At 49.5% G+C, this 19564-nt stretch carries 17 protein-coding genes; 5 read left to right on the forward strand and 12 right to left on the reverse strand.

Features of this window, described 5'->3' with window-relative positions; genetic code table 11:
• Positions 1–221 precede the first annotated feature (221 nt).
• The 6 genes from D1627_RS04640 to D1627_RS04670 form a co-directional block, all read right to left on the reverse strand.
• Entirely contained in the window at positions 222–962 is a 741-nt protein-coding gene (locus tag D1627_RS04640) for an OmpA family protein (RefSeq protein WP_233555511.1), read from the reverse strand.
• Positions 963–1176: 214 nt separating this feature from the next.
• Positions 1177–2073 carry an acetyl-CoA carboxylase, carboxyltransferase subunit beta gene (accD, locus tag D1627_RS04645; RefSeq protein WP_119431127.1) on the reverse strand — a complete coding sequence of 299 codons (897 nt, stop codon included), beginning with the start codon at positions 2071–2073 and terminating at the stop codon, positions 1177–1179.
• Positions 2074–2230: 157 nt separating this feature from the next.
• Positions 2231–3289: a class I fructose-bisphosphate aldolase gene (locus D1627_RS04650; protein WP_119431001.1), complete on the reverse strand. Its 1059-nt coding sequence runs from the start codon at positions 3287–3289 to the stop codon at positions 2231–2233.
• A 259-nt stretch (positions 3290–3548) separates the two neighbouring features.
• On the reverse strand, positions 3549–3815 hold the full coding sequence (locus tag D1627_RS04660; RefSeq protein ID WP_119431003.1) for a hypothetical protein: 267 nt from the start codon (positions 3813–3815) through the stop codon (positions 3549–3551).
• A 9-nt stretch (positions 3816–3824) separates the two neighbouring features.
• Complete coding sequence (locus D1627_RS04665; protein ID WP_199688369.1) at positions 3825–5039, reverse strand: amidohydrolase family protein; 1215 nt, start codon at positions 5037–5039, stop codon at positions 3825–3827.
• A gap of 93 nt (positions 5040–5132) precedes the next feature.
• A complete protein-coding gene (locus tag D1627_RS04670; protein ID WP_119431004.1) occupies positions 5133–6434 on the reverse strand; it encodes an amidohydrolase family protein in 1302 nt (433 codons plus the stop codon).
• A gap of 178 nt (positions 6435–6612) precedes the next feature.
• Between D1627_RS04670 and D1627_RS04675 the strand changes: the two genes are divergently transcribed.
• A complete protein-coding gene (locus D1627_RS04675; RefSeq protein ID WP_119431005.1) occupies positions 6613–7278 on the forward strand; it encodes a hypothetical protein in 666 nt (221 codons plus the stop codon).
• A gap of 83 nt (positions 7279–7361) precedes the next feature.
• On the opposite strand, the gene D1627_RS04680 is transcribed toward D1627_RS04675, so the two are convergent.
• The 3 genes from D1627_RS04680 to D1627_RS04690 all read right to left on the reverse strand — a co-directional run bounded on the left by D1627_RS04680 (position 7362) and on the right by D1627_RS04690 (position 11108).
• The gene (locus D1627_RS04680; protein WP_119431006.1) at positions 7362–8381 is read right to left on the reverse strand and encodes a M28 family peptidase; all 1020 of its coding nucleotides are present in this window, start codon (positions 8379–8381) and stop codon (positions 7362–7364) included.
• Entirely contained in the window at positions 8371–9867 is a 1497-nt protein-coding gene (gene cysS, locus D1627_RS04685) for a cysteine--tRNA ligase (RefSeq protein WP_119431007.1), read from the reverse strand. The genes D1627_RS04680 and cysS overlap by 11 nt, the downstream gene beginning before the upstream one ends.
• Positions 9868–9974: 107 nt before the next feature.
• Complete coding sequence (locus D1627_RS04690; protein WP_119431008.1) at positions 9975–11108, reverse strand: endonuclease/exonuclease/phosphatase family protein; 1134 nt, start codon at positions 11106–11108, stop codon at positions 9975–9977.
• Positions 11109–11453: 345 nt separating this feature from the next.
• Here D1627_RS04690 and D1627_RS04695 point away from each other — a divergent pair, with 345 nt between their 5' ends.
• The 3 genes from D1627_RS04695 (at position 11454) to infB (ending at position 16387) form a co-directional block, all read left to right on the forward strand.
• Complete coding sequence (locus tag D1627_RS04695) at positions 11454–11927, forward strand: ribosome maturation factor RimP (protein ID WP_233555512.1); 474 nt, start codon at positions 11454–11456, stop codon at positions 11925–11927.
• 7 nt (positions 11928–11934) lie between these two features.
• Positions 11935–13188, forward strand: a complete 1254-nt coding sequence (gene nusA, locus D1627_RS04700) for a transcription termination factor NusA (RefSeq protein ID WP_119431009.1) — start codon at positions 11935–11937, stop codon at positions 13186–13188.
• A 118-nt stretch (positions 13189–13306) separates the two neighbouring features.
• On the forward strand, positions 13307–16387 hold the full coding sequence (gene infB / locus D1627_RS04705) for a translation initiation factor IF-2 (protein ID WP_119431010.1): 3081 nt from the start codon (positions 13307–13309) through the stop codon (positions 16385–16387).
• A gap of 352 nt (positions 16388–16739) precedes the next feature.
• On the opposite strand, the gene D1627_RS04710 is transcribed toward infB, so the two are convergent.
• From D1627_RS04710 to mscL, 3 genes are all read right to left on the reverse strand, one after another.
• The gene (locus D1627_RS04710) at positions 16740–17075 is read right to left on the reverse strand and encodes a hypothetical protein (RefSeq protein ID WP_119431011.1); all 336 of its coding nucleotides are present in this window, start codon (positions 17073–17075) and stop codon (positions 16740–16742) included.
• A gap of 92 nt (positions 17076–17167) precedes the next feature.
• The gene (locus D1627_RS04715; protein ID WP_119431012.1) at positions 17168–18121 is read right to left on the reverse strand and encodes a DUF3078 domain-containing protein; all 954 of its coding nucleotides are present in this window, start codon (positions 18119–18121) and stop codon (positions 17168–17170) included.
• Between the two features lie 14 nt (positions 18122–18135).
• Positions 18136–18585: a large-conductance mechanosensitive channel protein MscL gene (gene mscL / locus D1627_RS04720; RefSeq protein WP_119431013.1), complete on the reverse strand. Its 450-nt coding sequence runs from the start codon at positions 18583–18585 to the stop codon at positions 18136–18138.
• Between the two features lie 178 nt (positions 18586–18763).
• Here mscL and D1627_RS04725 point away from each other — a divergent pair, with 178 nt between their 5' ends.
• Positions 18764–19546, forward strand: a complete 783-nt coding sequence (locus D1627_RS04725) for an enoyl-CoA hydratase/isomerase family protein (RefSeq protein WP_119431014.1) — start codon at positions 18764–18766, stop codon at positions 19544–19546.
• Positions 19547–19564: the final 18 nt, after the last annotated feature.

Consider the following 19564-nt stretch of genomic DNA (forward strand, 5'->3'; position numbering starts at 1 on the left):
AAGATTTTGCACTACTTACTGCAACATTGCTTCAGCACAATACTACCTATTGACTATCAATACCTTACAAAACATTGACAAGTATCTATAATATTAATTTATTAACGGCTTTTGTGTAACTGAGTTTAAAAAGTGTGGTGAGCTGTGCGTAAGCAGACCTATAAAAAACGCCTGCCCTCCAAAGAGAGACAGGCGTTACATAAACAGGAAAAGTAATCTTTTTACTTTAGCTCACCGCTTTCGGCAGCCTTCTTCAGCTCTTCGTTTGCCACAATAATGATTTCTACACGGCGGTTCTGGCGGCGGCCATCAACTGTGCTGTTATCCGCGATTGGCTGGTCGTAGCTATAGCCTTTCGCCTGTAGGCGGGTGCCATCAACGCCTAAGCTGCGCGCATAAGCAGCCACCGACTCGGCACGACGCTCCGATAGCTTTTGGTTCAGCTCATACGAGCCTGTATTGTCTGTATGCCCTTCAATGATAACGTTTGTGCCCTGGTAATCCTGCAGTGTTTTAGCCAGTTTCTGGATGTCCTGTTTGGCAGAGGCGCTTAGCTCGGCAGAGTTCACCGCGAAAAGTATGCCTGAGTCAAAGTTCACACGGATGGCTTCGCCTACACGCTCCACCTTAGCATTTTCCATACTTTTCTCCAGTTCTTCGGCCTGCTTATCCATGCGGCGGCCAATTACGGCACCCGTTGCGCCACCAACTGCTGCACCTACAATGGCACCCGCAGCGGTGTTGCCTAGCCTGTTACCGATCAGACCGCCAAGCACGGCACCACCACCAGCACCAATAATGCCGCCTTTGGTAGTTTTGCTCATACCTTGCTTGTCGTTAGTTTTGGTCTGTGTGGTAGTTTCTGTATTTCCCGAGCCAGCTACAGGAGCCGTGGACTGGCAAGACGAGAACAACAAAGTTGCGGCCAGCATAGAACTCAGGGATAGTTTGATAAATTTCATCGTAGTAGAATTTGATTAATGTTGACGTTGTGTAATTATAAGGTTTATATCGCAGTACTTACACCACCAAACGCAACTCCTATGCCAAAACGTATCTAAGCTCGGTCCAAATATTCAAAAAATCTATATTTGCTATGCTTTAGTTTGATTATCAGGCACAAAAAAACCTGCCGCGTTTTTGCACGGCAGGTTATAGGTATACTTTATGTACCGCCTAGGATACCTTAGAAGCTTTTTTAGCTTTTGGGGCCGTGGTTACGTCTTCTGACAGCAACACCATGCTAAGGAGCTCGCTCAGCTTTGTTTTAAGTTGTTTACGGTCTACAATAAAATCCAGGAAGCCGTGCTCCAGCACAAACTCTGCGCTCTGGAATCCTTTTGGCAAGTCTTTACCGATAGTCTCCTTGATAACGCGCGGACCGGCAAAACCTATCAGGGCACCTGGCTCGGCAATGTTAAAATCACCAAGCATGGCGTAAGAGGCCGTTACACCGCCTGTGGTCGGGTCTGTTAGCATGGAGATATATGGCAGTTTCTCTTCGGAAAGCAGCGCCAGTTTAGCCGAGGTCTTGGCCATTTGCATCAGCGAGAAGCCGGCTTCCATCATGCGGGCACCACCAGACTTTGAGATCATCAGGAAAGGCGTGCGCGTTTTACGGGCGTGGTCTATGGCACGGGCAATTTTCTCGCCTACCACAGAACCCATAGAGCCCCCGATGAAGGCAAAATCCATACAGGCGATGGTCAGGTTCTGGCCATTTATCTTGCCGTAAGCCGTGCGAACAGCGTCCTTCAGGCCAGTGGCTTTTTGGGTAGAGGCAATGCGCTGCGGGTAAGGCTTGGAGTCCACAAAGTCAAGCGGGTCGCCTGAAGTCAGGTTTTCGTCCAGCTCAGTAAACTCGTTGTCATCAAACAGAATGGCAAAGTATTCCTTAGACCCGATACGATCGTGGTGATCGCATTGCACGCAGGTGCTTAGATTTTTGCGGTGCTCGGCCATACTTGTCACGGTTTTGCAGTTCGGGCACTTGTACCACAATCCGTCTGGGGTTTCCTTCTTTTGCTCAGTTGGCGTCTGGATTCCTTTATCTGCTCTTTTAAACCAAGGCATCATAGTTAACAGCGTGCTTTCCGCACTTTTAAGTTTGATGGGCACCCCGCTACACAGCGGCGTGCAAAAAGTAAGTGACCTGCCTTGGCCGCCCTTTTCGCAAAGGTTGTGCTAAAGCAGGTCACAAAAATATGTAATAATCAGCAGTTGTGCTACATTACGCCAGTGTAATCTCGTTGGCCAGGTATACATCCTGTATGGCATGCAGCAAAGCCACTCCTTGTTTCATCTCTTTCTGGAAAGCCTTTCGCCCCGAAATAAGGCCCATACCGCCCGCGCGTTTGTTAATAACGGCCGTGCGCACGGCATCCGCCAGATCCGACGCGCCTTTGGACTCGCCGCCGGAGTTTATCAGCCCAGCCCGTCCCATGTAGCAGTTGGCCACCTGGTAGCGGCACAGGTCAATAGGGTTGCTGCTGGAAAGCTCCGTATACATTTTCTGGTTTGTCTTTCCAAAGCCAATGGCTTTGAAACCTCCATTAGTGGTAGGCAGTTTTTGCTTGATGATATCGGCCTGGATAGTAACGCCCAGGTGGTTGGCCTGGCCCGTGAGGTCGGCGGCTACGTGGTAATCGGTATCGCCTTTTTTAAAGGCGTTGTTGCGGGTGTAGCACCAAAGTATGGTAGCCATGCCCAGTTGGTGCGCGCGCTCAAAGGCTTCGGCCACCTCCATCAGCTGCCTGTTCGATTCCTCGGAGCCAAAGTAGATGGTGGCGCCCACGGCGGCGGCACCCAGGTTCCAGGCCTCATCCACAGAGCCAAACATTACCTGGTCATACTTGTTTGGGTAAGTCATCAGCTCGTTATGGTTGACCTTTACCACAAACGGAATCTTATGCGCATACTTGCGAGACATCATCGCCAGGTTGCCGAAGGTGGTGGCCACGGCGTTGCAGCCGCCCTCCATAGCAAGCTTTATAATGTTCTCGGGGTCGAAGTAAATGGGGTTTAGCGCAAAGGATGCACCGGCTGTGTGTTCTATGCCCTGGTCTACGGGAAGTATGGAAAGATAACCTGTGCCACCAAGCCGCCCGTGGCTGAAGAGTTGCTGCAGGTTCCGTAGCACTTGCGGGCTGCGGTTAGACAGTGCAAAGACCCGGTCCACAAAATCGGGGCCCGGGTCATGCAACTGGCTTTGGGGTATTGTTGTACTTTCATACTGCAAAAGGCCTTCTGCCTCGGCACCAAGCAACGAAACAATATTGTCGTAAGCCATTAGGTTTGATTGATCTGGGTAGAAATAACTATGTATGGTACTAATGATTTATACGATACAGATCTACCAATGCAGCAAAGCCTTAAAGACTTTTTGCCGCAGTGTTTTTTCATAGCGTGGCAGGCACCAATAATAGGTAACGCAAACCGTGGGCTTGCCTCCAACTATACTTTAACTCTGAAAAAAGGTTGTGCCGGCAGCAAGTATAAAACCATACTTACTGTCGGCACAATTAGGTCTTTTTCGGTAACTTGAGAGCTTACCAAGCCCCTGCCATCTTCATCAGCACCCAGGGTAGCAAAGGCGTTGCCAATACCAACCCGAGCTTGTTCATGGCTTTTTTAAAGCCTACCAGCCCTGTTAAGTGTAAACCCAACAGCACCAGCACGGCAAACACCCAAAATCCAACTACCATAAATATAACGACCAAAGGGTTACGTTGCTCACTCAGCCCCACAGCCCAGTATGCTAGCACCAGGTTTATGAAGTAATAGATCAGCAGGTATACTTTCAGAACGCTGTTCATGCCATGGTTTTATTTACACGCCTCGCTTACAACTTTGCCGTTAATCAGCACGGTGCAAACATGCGAGGTATATTCAAACGGGTCGCCGTCGAACAGTACCAGGTCGGCATCCTTGTTCTTCTCCAGCGAGCCTACACGCTTATCCAGCCCGATGATCTTTGCCGGAGTTGTGGTGATGGCGGCAAGTGCCTGCTCGGTGTCCATGCCATTGGCCACGGCTACGCTTGCCTCAAACAGCAGCACGCGGGCACGCGGCACATACTGCTCAAAGCCGCTTTTAATCGCTACCGGTATACCTGTCTTTGCCAAAACACTGGCCGTCTCGAACGACATGTTCCTGTTATCGCCATGCGAACGCGCCATGGTTGGGTGCAGCACCACCGGCACACTGGCAGCCTTTATCTCATCCAGCAGCATGTATGACTCCGCGGCACCATCCAGCACCAGGTCCAGGTTAAACTCTTTGGCCAGGCGCAGGGCAGCCATAATATCCTGCGAGTGGTTTGCCGTGATCAGGGATTTATACTTGCCGTTCATCGCCCCGGACAGATATTCCATTTTAAGGTTACGTTCGGGGCGCTTGCTTGCATCGGAATTACCCATTTTTTTAGTGTAAGCCTGTGCCGCCTGCAGCTCTGCCCGCAGCATGGCCATGCCCTTGGCCGAGGTTTTTGGCGAGCCAAAGTTCTCACCTACGCTGCTCCCAAGGGTAAACACGATCATATTCGTCGTATCCATCAGGGTGGCAAAACCTTCGGGAGATGTTTTAATAGTCATGGTTTGGCCGCTGGCCAGCGCTCCCGGCCCATGGCCTGTGTTAATGGTGGTTACGCCATAGTCGCGCACCCAGGCCACTAACTCCTCGTTTGGGTTATAGGCATCCAACGCACGCAGCTCAGGCTCTACCGGAGCGGCTGGGTCCAGTTGCTGCTGGTCTGCGGGGATGTTATAGATACCTGCCAGCCCCACCGAGGTATGCGCATCCACGAAGCCAGGCGTTACTACCTTGGCTGTGTATACTTTATAGTTTTGCGGCACCTGTAGGTTGGCACCCACCGCCTCAATTTTACCGTCTTTCAGCAACACCACCCCGTTTTTGATGGGTGCCCCGGCCATAGTATAAACCGTTTCGCCTTTCACGGCTATCTGCGCCACTGCTTGCTGCGCACCAAGTATGGCCATGCCGGCAAGTATGGCCGCAGCCATTTGTATATGTTTTTTCATCTTGATTTTATTTAGGATGCAAGCCATTGGATATCAACCCCAAGACCAAGTAACAGAAAGTCCTGAGTCTATAAGCTATTGTCTTGTGTCTTATTAATGTGCGTGATAGTGTAACATGCCATCGTAAGCTTTGTAGCCACCCGTTGCATACTTCTTATCTTCAGGGTTGCTCAGGTCGAAACGCTTCTGGCCTTCTACCCAGGTTTGCTCAATCTTGGTGTACACGCTAAAAGGCTCCCCGTTCAGCACGATAAAGTCTGCATCCTTGCCTTTCTCCAGAGAGCCTACGCGGTTATCAAGCTCCAGCATTTTTGCACCGGCTATAGTCATGGCTTCGATCGCTTTTTCGGGGCTCATGCCTGCGCGCACTGCCAGCGATACGTTACGCATAAATAGCCGCGAATCGGTGATGCCATCATCAGTGTGAAACGCAGTAAGCACGCCAGCTTTTTCCAGCGCTGCGCCGTTACTGTTGCTTAGTTCTACCGCTTCCGATTTACCGCCCGGAGAGTCCAGCGTGATGATAGAGGCGGGAACCCCTGCCTTTGCAATCTCGTCGGCTGCTTTCCAGGCCTCGCTTACGTGGTGCAGCACCAGCTTAAAGCCGAACTCTTTTTGCAGGCGCAGCGCTGTCAGGATATCGTCGTAGCGGTGCGTGTGGAAGTGCACGATGCGCTTGCCGTCGAGTATCTCTACCAATGGCTCCAGATTCGGCTTGCGCTCCGGCATTTTATCGGCTTTGCCTTTTGCGGCTTTTACTTTCTTGTTATAGGCCTGTGCATCCAGGAAAAGCTGGCGCACCATGGCTGCAGATTTGGCCCGAGTACCCGGAAATGGGGCCGATTTCATGGGGTTGGTTCCGTTGGCCATTTTCATGCCTCCGCAAATGCCATTGGTCACATCGTCGCAAAAGGTGAGGTCGCTGATGGTTTTGCCGTCGCGCATTTTCAGGTATACCGTCTGGCCGCTCATTAGGTGGCCGGAGCCCGGCATTACGTTTACGGTGGTAATGCCGCCTGCCAGCGCGCGCTTAAACGTATCGCTGATCGGGTTTATGCCATCGATGATGCGCACATCGGGGTGCAGCGGTGCTGAGCCATCGCCACCGGAGCCTTCGCCTAGGTGCGAGTGCGTGTCTACCAGGCCGGGCATCAGCACCTTGCCTGTCATGTCGAACTCTTTGGCATTGTTGGGAATACGTACCTTATCGGCAGTGCCCACAGCGGTGATTTTCCCGTTTTGCACTACCAGCACGCCGTTTTCAATTGGCTGCCCTGCCACCGGGATGATTCGGCCACCCCGGAACACATGTGGCTGCTCCTGCGCCATTACAGCGCCGTCACCGAGCCATAAAGCAAATCCCAGGGCTGCCAATAATCGCTTACTGGTTCTCATAAAGGTTAGAATGAATAGGTTAGAAAAGTATGTTTAGACATACAACTTACTTATTTTATGCTATATATAAAACTATCAAAGCTAATTCGTTCACCATCAGATTATTCATAAGCATACCCAGTGCACCTTATCCACCCTAAATTCGTTAAAAATATAGACCTAAAATTCTAATAATCTGATGCATACCATAAAAAACTTAAGTTTAAAGAAGCAATACCATACCTTCGTTCTTGCTGTGTTAGCGATTGCTTTTCTATGGGGCTGCGCGCCAGCCACCCGGATAACAGGCACCTGGAAAAACCCGGAGGCTAACAGCAAGACATATGACAAAATTGTTGTGGCCGCCCTGACAGACAATATCCGGGCCCGCGAAAAAGTGGAGACAGACATGCAGGCACAGTTGAGGCAGCACGGAATTGATGCCAGCCGCAGCATTGATATGTTTCCGCCCACGGTTTCGAAAGGTGGCCCCGATGTCAACGAGTTACTCCAGAAAGTAAAATCCGAAAACAATGGCGCTATTTTAACGGTGGCTTTGCTGGACGAGGAAACCGAGACGCGCTACGTGCCGGGCTCCTATGGTTATACTCCAATGACTCGTTTTGGCTGGTACGGTAGGTTCAGGGGATATTATACTTACTGGTACCCTACCCTTTACGATCCTGGCTATTACACTGAAGATAAAGTATACTTTCTCGAGACAAACCTGTACGATGCGAGTTCAGAAAACCTGCTATGGTCGGCCCAATCCAAATCATACAGCCCGGCTAGCCTTCGTAAGGCTTCTGAAACGCTTGCCGAGCTAACCATTAACCGCATGGCTCAAGATAACCTTATTCGCTAAAGTATTAACCCAGGCATCTGAAAAGGAAAAGGGCCTCCGTTATGTATAGCGGAGGCCCTTTTGTGTTGCGTTGCAAGTATACTTTACTCGTTATACAGTACGTGCAGCACGGTTTGCCCAACGGCTTTCAATGTGTTTTTGCTGATGATGTCCATGGTGTCGGTGTGCCGGTGGTGGTATGGCCCAAAGATATCGTTGTCCGGTGAGTTCACGTCCAGCTCAATAATATCGATCATTCGGATATTACCCAGCGTGTTCACGTAATAGTGATCGTCAATAATTGCCGGAGCATTTACATACTTAAAGTAGTCTGAGTAGCCAATGCTGTTGCCTGCCTTCCAAACTTTATCCACGATCTCTTTGCCGTACTCCATAGAGTATCCTTCTCGAGCGAAACGGGCGTTCTTGGCTCCCACCATATCCAGCAGGATACCATAGTTGGCGCGGTAGTTAGGCACATGCTTGTTCTTGCTCCAGTACTGTGAGCCAAGGCACCACGAGTCGGCTACGTATGGCAGTTTGCTCCCGTCTGGCTGGCCATAATCCTCGCCGTCAAAAAAGATAAGGTCTATGCCTACGTCTGGCTTCTGCTCGGCGGCATGTATGGTTCTGGCTATTTCCAGGAGCACGCCCACGCCGCTTGCCCCATCATTTGCACCATCTATGGGTGAGTCTGGATCGTTTTTGTCTTTCTCTGCAATCGGTCGGGTATCCCAATGGGCGGCAAGCAGCACGCGGTTGGCGGCACCGGGGTTGTAAGAGGCGATTATGTTGCGCAGGTTCAGCGTGGTGCCATCGTAGGCGCGCATCTGAAACTTCTGCTCCTGTACCTGTGCGCCATAACTCTTTAGTTTGGCAACAATCCATTCTCCGGTTTGGAAATGCTCCGCCGAGTTTGGCACACGCGGCCCAAACGCTACCTGTTTTGCCACTAGGGCGTAGGCTGAATCTGCGTTAAAAGCTGGCGCTGTAACTGTGGCGGCCAAATCCTTTTGCTCTACAGCAGCAGTCTTGCTGCCCCTGTTTTCTGAGGAGTCGCAGCCGGTAAAGGACAGCAATGTACCGCAAAGCAATACTGCCAGCATATTCAGTTTATTCTTCATAAGCCCAGTCAATTCCGGTTTTCATGTCTTTAATAGCGATGCCCTGCTTCTTTAGCTCCGCACGGATCGTGTCTACTTTATCATAAGCTTTCTGCTCTTTCGCCTCTTTATAAAAGCCTAATACCAGGTTTAGCACTTCGTCCATGTCGCCGATGCTTTCTTCCTGAAGGCCCAGCACATGCAGCACCAGTTCTTGGAAGGTATCACGCATCAGGTCAAAAGTGCCGCGCGAAAGCTGCTCCATCTTAATCTGGCCCAGGTGCAGGCTGTTTATCTTTTTGAGCAGGTTAAACAATGAAGCTATAGTTTTGGCTGTATTCAGGTCATCATTAAGGCCACGGAAGCAATCCTGCGCAAGCTTTTGCAGCTCCTCGTTCAGCTTGGCATCGGGCTCAACTGCGGTTGCATCCTTCGGGTACTCCAGCTTTTTGAGTACACGTAGGCCGTTCATCAGCTTGGTGTAGCCTTTGCGGGCAGCTTGCAGGGCCTCGTTGCTAAAGTCGAGGGTGCTACGGTAATGCGCCTGGAGTATAAAGAAGCGAATCGTCATGGGGCTGTAAGCCTGCTCCAGCATTTCGTGGTTGCCGCTAAACAGCTCGCTCAGGTTGATAAAATTTCCTAGCGACTTACCCATCTTTTGCCCATTCACGGTAATCATGTTGTTATGCACCCAATAGCGGGCTCCATCGCTATGGTCACAGCTGGCCTGGTTTTGGGCAATCTCGCATTCGTGGTGCGGGAACATCAGATCCAGGCCGCCACCGTGTATATCAAAACTGGTGCCCAAGTACTTACGGCTCATGGCCGAGCACTCCAAATGCCAACCCGGGAAGCCATCGCTCCACGGCGACGGCCAGCGCATGATATGAGACGGCGACGCTTTCTTCCAGAGTGCAAAATCGAAAGGTGCGCGCTTTTCGTCTTGGCCTTCCAGCGTGCGGGTGTTGCCAATCAGGTCCTCGATGTTGCGGCCCGAAAGCTTGCCATACTTACGGTCCTTGTTGTAGGCTAATACATCAAAGTATACCGAGCCGTTGACCACATAAGCCAGGCCATTATCCAATATCTCTTGTATAAGCGCAATCTGCTCTATGATGTGGCCGGAGGCACGGGGTTCAATGTCTGGTTGCAGCACGTTAAGTTTCTGCATTTCATTGTGGTAGATGTTAGTATAATGGTTTACCACCTCCATCGGCTCCAGGTGCTCCAGTTTGGCTCTTTTCTGAATTTTATCTTCGCCCTCGTCGGCATCGTTTTCCAGGTGGCCCACATCGGTTATATTGCGCACATAGCGCACTTTGTAGCCCTGGTATTTGAGGTAGCGGTACAGCACATCAAAGGTAACCGCGCTGCGGGCATGGCCAAGGTGCGGCTCCCCGTAAACAGTGGGGCCGCAAACATACATGCCCACAAGCGGGGCGTGCAATGGCTCAAACTCCTCTTTCTTGCGCGTAAGCGTATTGTACAGGTTCAGTTTCTGTTGCATGGTATACTTAAGTATAAGCACCGCTCAGGTGCCGCACTTGCTTGGTTGCAGGCTATACTAGCCTATGATTGTTCAAAACTAAAAATATTGCCCTCTATCTCCTAACGCTATTCCGTTGCCTTTGGCTCCAGCACATAGGTAGCAGAAATCGGAAAATGGTCCGACAGGCCCATTTCGTAGTGGGTCTCAAATGCGTAAGGCTTCAGGCCGGGGCTATAAAACTGGTTGTCGATGCGCAGAAACGGTAAAGGGCCATTGTAAGTTGCCCCTACGCCGTTACCGGCTTCCACAAAGGCATTTCCTAACTCTTTTGCCAGTTGGTGGTATGTATAGCTAAACGGAATATCGTTAAAATCACCGCATACAATAACCGGGTACGGCGACTCCCGGATATGCTCTAGCAGTTGCTGCACCTGGTTGTCACGGGCTATAAACCCGCCTTTCAACCGGCGCGCCACATTCCGGCTTTCCTTCTTAAAAGACTCTTCATCGCCAATGGCTGAATAAGTATTCTCTATGTCTTCGGATTTGATGCTCATGGACTGGAGGTGCACAGCATAAACTCTCACGGTATCGCCTTCCACATCAATATCGGCCCAGGCGGCCCGGTTGGCGCTCCGCTCCGGCGTATTCTGAAAACGGATGGTATTGCCCTGCACGATCGGGTACTTCGAGAAGATCACAATGCCCAAGTCTGCCTTAATACGGTCACCCACGGAAGTAGAGGCGAATTTATACTTGCCATAGCGCGTGCCAATACGGTTGAAATTGTTAAACTCCACCGAATTTACACGGCTGTAAAACTCCTGCAGGCAAAACACATCGGCCGGGTGCGTGGCCACCCAGTCTACCATATCGTTGGATACCTGCGGCACGCCCTCCACAATTTTATTATAAGCGTTAAAGATATGTGTGTTAAAGCTGAGCACTTGCAGTGTTTTAGCTCCCTCCGGAACTTCATTCTCAAAGTTGATAGCCAGCAGGCGGCCGTAATACTCCCAGCCAAGCATAAGCGCCGAAAGCGGCAGCACCAATAGCCAGGAGCGGCGCAGCAGCCAGTAAATCAGAAACAGCAAGTTAAACACCAGCGCCCCTGGTAACGACATGGCTATAAAGCCGGCCGGCCAAAACGTGCTTGGCGGCACTTGCACGCACAGCACTCCTACCACCATCCAAAGCACCACCAAGGTGTTCAGGATAAGCCAGACCCGACGCCGTATTTTCTTGAATGTAGCTGCCACGAGAGCAAACTTACGAATTATGATGCTATCTATATCACGGCAACAGCCAGAATATCTATTTATCATGCCCAACAGAGCATCCTTAACCCTTTGTGCATACTTTTACCATGCGAACTAAAGTATGCAGCCGCTTGTTGTGCTACAAGGCTCCGGCTCCTTGGTACCGGCAAAGGGGGGGCTGTTCACCCGTACACTCCGGCAATAGATGGCTGCAGTAAATTTAATCCAGTCAGCGGATGCACAATAAGTTGTGTATATAATGAATTTGTAGTAAATTTGCAGCTATATTTCCAGGGAGTTGAGGGGGGACACGAAGTCCCCTTCTTTATTTCTTAACTGTTTGCTATGGCACTTACTGCAAAAACCATTAGAGAAATGGCGGAAGCGAGCTTGCCGGATAGCGACCTGTTTATAGTGGATGTGGCCGTTTCTGACTCAGCCGTGAGACCTAAAATTACGGTTCTGGCAGACGGAGAGCAAGGCATCACTATCGACCAGTGCGCTACCATTAGCCGCCGCATCAATAAAAGAATCGAGGAAACCGAGGGCGAAGAAGTAAGCTACGTGCTGGAGGTAAGCTCGCCGGGCGTGGATTTCCCGCTTACGCAGCCAAAGCAGTTTAAGCGCAACACAGGCCGCAACCTGAAGCTTAAAATGCAGGACGGCACTGAGAAAACCGGTAAACTGGAAGAAGTTACCGAAACAGGCCTCAACCTGATGGAGGAGGTTAAACAAAAAGGCAAAAAGGCAACGTATGTGCCTGTGCAGATACCCTTTGGGGACATTGTAAAAGCAAATGTTGTAATATCTTTTAAATGATAAAATAATGAACAGTTCTATCCTGATCGAGTCGTTCGCCGAATTCGCGAAATTCAAGAACATTGACCGCCCGACCATGATGCGCATCCTGGAGGATGTGTTCCGCACCATGATCCGCAAAAAGTGGTCTACCGACGAGAACTTTGATATCATTTTGAACGTGGAGAAGGGTGACCTGGAGATATGGCGCAACCGTGAGATTGTGGACGATAACTCTGAGGATATCTGGGACCATGACAAGATCAGCCTTACGGATGCCCGTAAGATCGAACCTGACTTTGAGGTTGGGGAAGAGGTATCAGAGGAGGTTAAGCTGGAAGACTTCGGTCGCCGCGCCGTGCTTACTGCACGCCAAACGCTGATCCAGCGCATCAAGGATATGGAGAAGGAGTTGCTGTTCCAGAAGTATAAAGACCTTGTTGGCGAGATTATCTCTGGTGAAGTGTACCAAGTATGGAACCGCGAGGTGTTGTTGCTAGATCAGGAAGAAAACGAACTGCTTATCCCGAAAGGCGAGCAGATTCCAAAAGACCGCTACCGCAAAGGCGATGTAGTTAGAGCCGTGGTACAGCGCGTAGAAATAGTAAACGGTAACCCGAAGATTATACTTTCGCGTACCTCTCCTGCATTCCTGGAGCGCCTTTTCGAAAACGAGGTTCCTGAGATTTTTGATGGCCTGATCGCTATCAAGAAAATCGTTCGTGAGCCAGGCGAGCGTGCTAAAGTAGCCGTAGAGTCTTTCGATGATCGTATCGACCCGGTGGGTGCCTGCGTAGGTATGAAAGGTTCACGTATTCACAGCATCGTGCGCGAGCTGGAAAACGAGAACATCGACGTAATTAACTATACCGAGAACCTGGAGCTTTATATTCAGCGTGCCCTTAGCCCGGCTAAGATCACCAGCATGAAAATAGATGAGGAAAGCGGCAGAGTATCTGTATTCTTAAAGCCGGACCAGGTATCACTGGCCATCGGTAAGGGCGGCCAAAATATTAAACTTGCCAGCCGCCTGGTAGATATGGAGATCGATGTGTTCCGTGAGTCTGAAAGCTACGAGGAAGACATCAGCCTGGAGGAATTCACGGATGAGATCGAAGACTGGGTAATTGCAGAATTGCGCCGCATTGGCTTAGACACTGCTAAGAGTGTACTGGCCGTAAGTAAAGAAGATCTTCTTCGCCGCACCGAGCTGGAGGAAGAGACCATCGAAGATGTGCTCTCGATTCTCCGCGAAGAGTTGGAAGAAGAAGACAATCAATAGTTGTGAGTTGTGCTCCGTTGCGCTAATTTTGAAAAAAGTTTGCCAGGAGCCCAACCTATCCTTTAAAAAGGCAGCTATACTTTAAAGACAGAATTAACAGACAGCATATTAGAACAAAATGGCAGAAGAAAAAACAAGGAGGCTTAAACAGGTTGCGACTACTTTAAACATTGGTACATCTACAATTGTGGATTACCTCTCTGCTAAAGGGTTTGAGGTGGAAAATAAACCAACCACCAAGATCACGGCAGAGCAGTTCGGTATGCTGGCTAAAGAGTTTGCTTCCTCTATGCAGGAAAAGCAGGAGGCAGACGAAATCCATATTGGCAAAAAGCCGCAGACTAACCAGGTAATTGAATCGGAGCCTACACATGAGCCTAAAAAGTCAAGTGAGCCAGAAGAAGAGATCCTGATTAAGAATGCAAGCGCGCCGAAAGCTCCAGAAGCACCAGCACCAGCGCCTAAGAAAGAAGAAGAGCCGGCTGCAGAGCCAGCGTCTAAACTTCCGGGCATTAAAGTGCTCGGCAAAATAGAACTGGATGCCAAAGGCCGACCGGTAACGAAGCAGCCAGAGCCGGAAGCTAAGCCAGAGGCACCGAAGGCAGAAGAAAAACCTGCGCCAGCGCCAGCTCCTGAGGCACCGAAAGCGGAGGAGCCAGCTAAACCTGTGGCCCCAGCCACTTCGGCTCCGGAAGCTAAAAAAGAGGCTCCGAAAGCAGAGGAACCGGTAAAAGCTCAACCGCAACAGCCAGAGGCGCCCAAGCAACCAGCCACCCCTGCTAAGCCGGAAACTAAGGCTCCTGAGGCTCCTGCCAAGCCACAGCAACCAGAAGCTCCGAAGCAGCCAGCAGCCACGCCGGCAACCGAAAAACCAGCTGCATCAGCAGCACCAAAAGAGCCCGTAGCAGAAAAGGCGCCACAGCAACCGGCCGCTCCTGCAGAGGCAAGCAAAAGCACAGAAACGAAAGAAGATATAGAAAAGATTACAGCAAAAGCAGACCAGCTAAAAGGTCTGACTGTACTTGGCAAGATTGAGCTGCCAGTAGAGTCGCGCAGAAAAGGTTCTAAGCCAGTAGCATCGTCCGACGATCGCAAAAGCAAGAAGAAGAAGCGCAAACGTATTATGGTGGCTACAGAAGGTGGCCAGCAAGGAGCTCAAGGGCCAGGCCAAGGCAACCAACGCCCTACACAACCAGCACAACACCCAGGCGGCAACCGTCCGGACCGTGGCAACCAACGCCCTCCTAAACCTGCTAAAGGCAGAACAGCAAGACCTGAAAAAGCTGAGGTTTCTGATAAGGAAATCCAAGAGCAAATTAAGGCTACTCTTGCCAAGCTAAGTGGTGGTAAAGGTGGCGGAGGTAACCGTGCCAAGTATCGCCGTGAGAAGCGCTCAGCCATTGCTGATGCTACAGAAGAGCGCCGTATGCAGGAGCAGGCAGAGTCTAAGACGCTGCGTGTAACTGAATTCGTATCGGCCAATGACCTGGCCTCGCTGATGGATGTTAGCGTGAACGATGTTATCAAGGTGTGTATGCAACTTGGTATGTTCGTTTCGATCAACCAGCGCCTAGATGCTGAAGCCATCACTATTATTGCAGATGAGTTTGGCTATAACGTTGAGTTCATCACCACAGAGGAAGAGCAAGGCTTAGAGGATATTGTGGAAGATAACGAAGAGGCACTGATTGAGCGTGCACCTATCGTTACTATCATGGGTCACGTTGACCACGGTAAAACTTCCTTACTTGACTATATCCGTAGCGCGAACGTAACTGCCGGTGAGGCCGGTGGTATTACGCAGCACATCGGTGCATATAAGGTGCAAACTGAAAGTGGCCGTACTGTAACCTTCCTGGATACACCTGGCCACGAAGCCTTTACGGCAATGCGTGCCCGTGGTGCTAAGGTAACAGACGTTGTTATTATCGTGGTAGCAGCCGACGACTCGGTAATGCCACAGACCAAGGAAGCTATAAATCACGCCCAGGCAGCCGGTGTACCAATTATCATCGCCCTGAACAAAGTTGATAAGCCAGGCGCTAACCCAGATAAGGTTCGTGAAGAGCTAGCCCAGCTAAACATTCTGGTAGAAGAATGGGGTGGTAAGTACCAGGCACAGGAAGTTTCTGCAAAAACCGGACAGGGTATTCCAGACCTGTTGGAGAAGGTATTGCTAGAGGCAGAACTACTCGAGCTAAAAGCTAACCCAGAGCGCCAGGCTATCGGTACCGTTATCGAGGCATCTCTGGACAAGGGCCGTGGCTATGTAGCTACAGTACTTGTGCAAACTGGTAACCTGAAAATAGGTGATGTAGTATTGGCAGGCTCCCACTATGGTAGAGTAAAAGCCATGACCGACCACCGCGGAAAGAAAATGAAGGAGGCTGGCCCATCCACACCAGTACAGCTGCTTGGCTTGGATGGAGCACCACAAGCCGGTGATAAGTTTGTAGTAATGGAATCTGAGCGAGAAGCCAGAGAGATTGCAACAAACAGATCGCAACTACAGCGCGAGCAGAGCCTGCGCACACGCAAGCACATTACCCTGGATGAAATCGGTCGTCGTTTGGCAATCGGTACATTTAAGGAGCTGAATGTGATAGTGAAAGGTGACGTTGATGGTTCAGTAGAAGCACTTTCTGACTCCCTGTTAAAACTGTCTACACCTGAGGTTCAAGTTAGCATTATTAACAAAGGTGTAGGTGCCATCTCTGAATCAGATGTGTTGCTTGCCTCTGCATCTGATGCCATTATTATTGGTTTCCAGGTTCGTCCGTCACAAAACGCGCGTAAGCTGGCTGAGCAAGAGCAGATTGATGTACGCCTGTACTCTATCATCTACGATGCAATTAATGAGGTGAAAGATGCCATGGAAGGTATGCTTGCTCCAACACTGAAAGAAGAGATTACCGGTAACGTAGAAGTGCGTGAGGTATTCAAGATCAGCAAGGTGGGTACCATTGCCGGATGTATGGTTACAGATGGCACAATCCAGCGTAATTCTAAAGTGCGCTTGGTACGTGATGGTATCGTAGTACTTGATGGCGAGATTCTAGCCCTGAAACGTTTCAAAGATGACGTGGCAGAGGTAAGACAAGGGTACGAGTGCGGTATCAGCCTGAAAGGTTACAACGACATACAGGTTGGTGACATCATTGAGGCATACATCGAGAAGGAAGTGAAGCGTACGCTGTAAGCGTAAAGTATAAATCAAATTAACAAAACACCCTGGCTGCGTATGTGGCCAGGGTGTTTTGCTTTATAATAGCTTCTTTCTCTCGGAGATTCATACTTACATTAAAGGGCATTAGGAATATTGCATCAAGAGAAAACCCTAGCCATTATAGTATCCTTTATTAGACAAGTCTTAATCAGACTCTTCAGCAATGTGCATTTATGCGGTAGCCCTCAAATAATGCTTACGCTCTACTTAGAACTTTACAACTAAAATGAACCCAAGAAAAGTATAAAAGGGCCGAGGCTATCCCAAATAGGATAACCTCGGCCCTTTTAGTTAGAAGGCTTTCACCTTCTTTTAGTATATTCTGCTAGTTAGACTTCTGACGACGAAGGCGGCGCTTGTCGCGCTTACGCTTCTTCATCATCTGCTCCTCCTTTTTCAAAATCTCCTTCATGCGCTTGCTGTTGGCAATCTTCTTTTTGGCAAAGCTGCTACGGCGTGTACCTTCATACGTATTGTATCTTGCGTCCAAACCAGAGGAGCGCTGCCCAACGGCATCAGCCGTAGAACCACGAGTTTCAGCTTTAGCTGTTCCCCAAAATTCGTCCTTTGGGGTATCGCTACTTAACGTAGACTGAGCTTTGGCTTCTGAGGCAAAAAGTACAATTCCAAGAGAAAACAGTAGCAGGATTAGTTTCTTCATAACACATTGTTAATGTTCTATGTATACAACGCAAACATGCCATAAAAGTATACATTTTTATCAGAACACAAAGTATCAAGAACAAATTCCTGCTATTTAAATTTGTACGAAACTCCTATTCCGAGTGTCTGTTTCAGCTGAAGTCGGGGTCCGGAACCGTCCACTTTTCCGTCGTCATTTCGGTCGACGGCTATGTTCACATCATCATCATAAATCATATGCACAAACAGCGACGCTGAGACAGTTTTATTCACTTTAAAATTGACCAGGTTTTCCCAATTGAGGTCTACATTTTCGGGGTTTCGCAGGTAGTTAGAGAAAAGATCTATCTTAGATTGCAACGTGATGTTTTTCAGGATCTCATTATTGTATCTCACATTTATATAGCCACCAAACTCCTTCCGGAACTGCTGCCCTGTACCTGGAATAATATTGCCTTCAATATCTTTTCTAGCTGCTTCTACGCCAAAGGCACCTCTATCTGCCAGTTCCTGGTCACTAACGATGGTGAACTTGCCAGTAAAGGGCGATATAAAAATCGACAGTTTATCGTTAGGCTTATAATCCATACCCAGCGAGGTTAACACGTATGCAGGCGCAAAGAAACTAGACCGCAGCGTGTCGCGGGTAATAGTATAAGTAGGCGTTAACTGTGTTTTAAGATTAAGCTGGCTGGTATAAAACCAGCGCTTAGAAGCGCGATGGCCATACTTTAAATTGAGTTCCAGCTTATCATCGCTCTTTTGCACACGGCGCCCCTCTAGTTTTACGAGACCGTAGGTTAGGTCCAGGGAGTTGTTCCAGGAGTTATTGCCATGGTTGTAATTACTGTAAAGGTTGGCAGTACCAAGCACCGAAACCGTGTTTTGCCCTCCAGCAGCCCAATTGTTCAGGCTAACTTGGCTAAAATTGATGGTTCCGATACCGCCGAAATCCCAATGCTTCACCTCTGTGGTGTCTTGGGTTGCTTGTGCCTGCGAAAGCGCAACACAAGAAAGTATAAGTATAAATGTTAAAAAAGGTATTCGGGTAAACCTAAAATGCATACTTGAAATATGTTTTAAACAACTTTGTTACTTGGCTCAGATGGTGCTGGAGGATTTTGGCCTTTAAGTAGGTCGCGGATTTCGGCTAGCAGCACTTCTTGTTTGTTAACGGCTGGAGCAGGCTTTGCAGCTTCCTTCTCGCGTAGCCTGTTAATAGTGCGCACAAGCACAAAAATAACCAATGCAATGATAATGAAGTTAACGACCACCTGAATGAAATTGCCGTAGTTCATAGTAACAGCCTCTGCCACTACCTCGCCGTTCTCCACTACGGCTTCTTTCAGCACCCATCGCATAGAACTAAAGTCGATTCCGCTGATAAGCAACCCTAAGGGCGGCATAATGATATTGTCAACGAGAGATTTGGTTATCGCCCCAAAGGCGGCACCAATTACAACGCCTACCGCCAGATCAATGACGTTGCCTTTTACTGCGAACTTTTTAAAATCAGAAAAGAAGCCCATGTTTATATGGTTTTAAAAGTAAAAAAATAGCAATTGTTACGTATGGGGCACCCGTCATCCTTCATCACTACCCAACCTACACCATGCGGCGGCTCTTAGCCCTGCTGTTTCGGGATTGAACTAAATCCTTATATTTGTAACAAAGAAAACAGAAATTAACCAGAGTTAATAATATCCTATGGCCACTTACGAAAACCTGCTGCTTGATCTGCAAAATGGTATCCTGACGATTACCATTAACCGTGCAGACAAGCTAAACGCACTGAATATAGAGACAATACAGGAAATTAGAAACGCTATCCAGCAAGTATATGACGACTCCGATATTAAGGCTGCCATTATTACAGGTGCTGGCCCTAAGGCTTTTGTAGCCGGCGCAGACATTACTGAGATTGCAGAACTAAGTGAGGTTACCGCCCGCAGCTTTGCTGAAAGAGGGCAGGAAGTCTTCGCGATGATTGAGCGTAGCAACAAGCCGGTGATTGCCGCTGTAAACGGGTTCGCATTGGGTGGCGGTTGCGAACTGGCCATGGCCTGCCATATGCGCGTGGCCGCTGAGCATGCCCGCTTCGGCCAACCAGAGGTTAACTTGGGCCTGATACCGGGCTATGGCGGCACGCAGCGCCTGACACAACTTGTTGGCAAAGGCAAAGCCATGGAGCTGATGATGACCGCCGACATGATCGGGGCGCAGGAAGCACAGCAGCTGGGCCTTGTAAACCATGTCGTGCCACAGGAAGAGTTGATCACGAAAAGCACCGAGATACTTGAGAAAATTATGGGAAAAGCACCGCTTGCCATTGGGCTGGTAATTGAGTGCGTAAACGCTGTATTCAATAACGACGAAAACGGCTACCAGACCGAGGCTAATGCCTTTGCTCGCTGCTGCACCTCCGAGGACTTTGTAGAAGGCACCAGCGCGTTCATCGAAAAGCGCAAGCCAGCGTTTACCGGCAACTAATAACCTCTCCCCGACCCT

Origin of the sequence: Pontibacter oryzae (assembly GCF_003576375.1) — a bacterium.
Classification (GTDB): domain Bacteria; phylum Bacteroidota; class Bacteroidia; order Cytophagales; family Hymenobacteraceae; genus Pontibacter; species Pontibacter oryzae.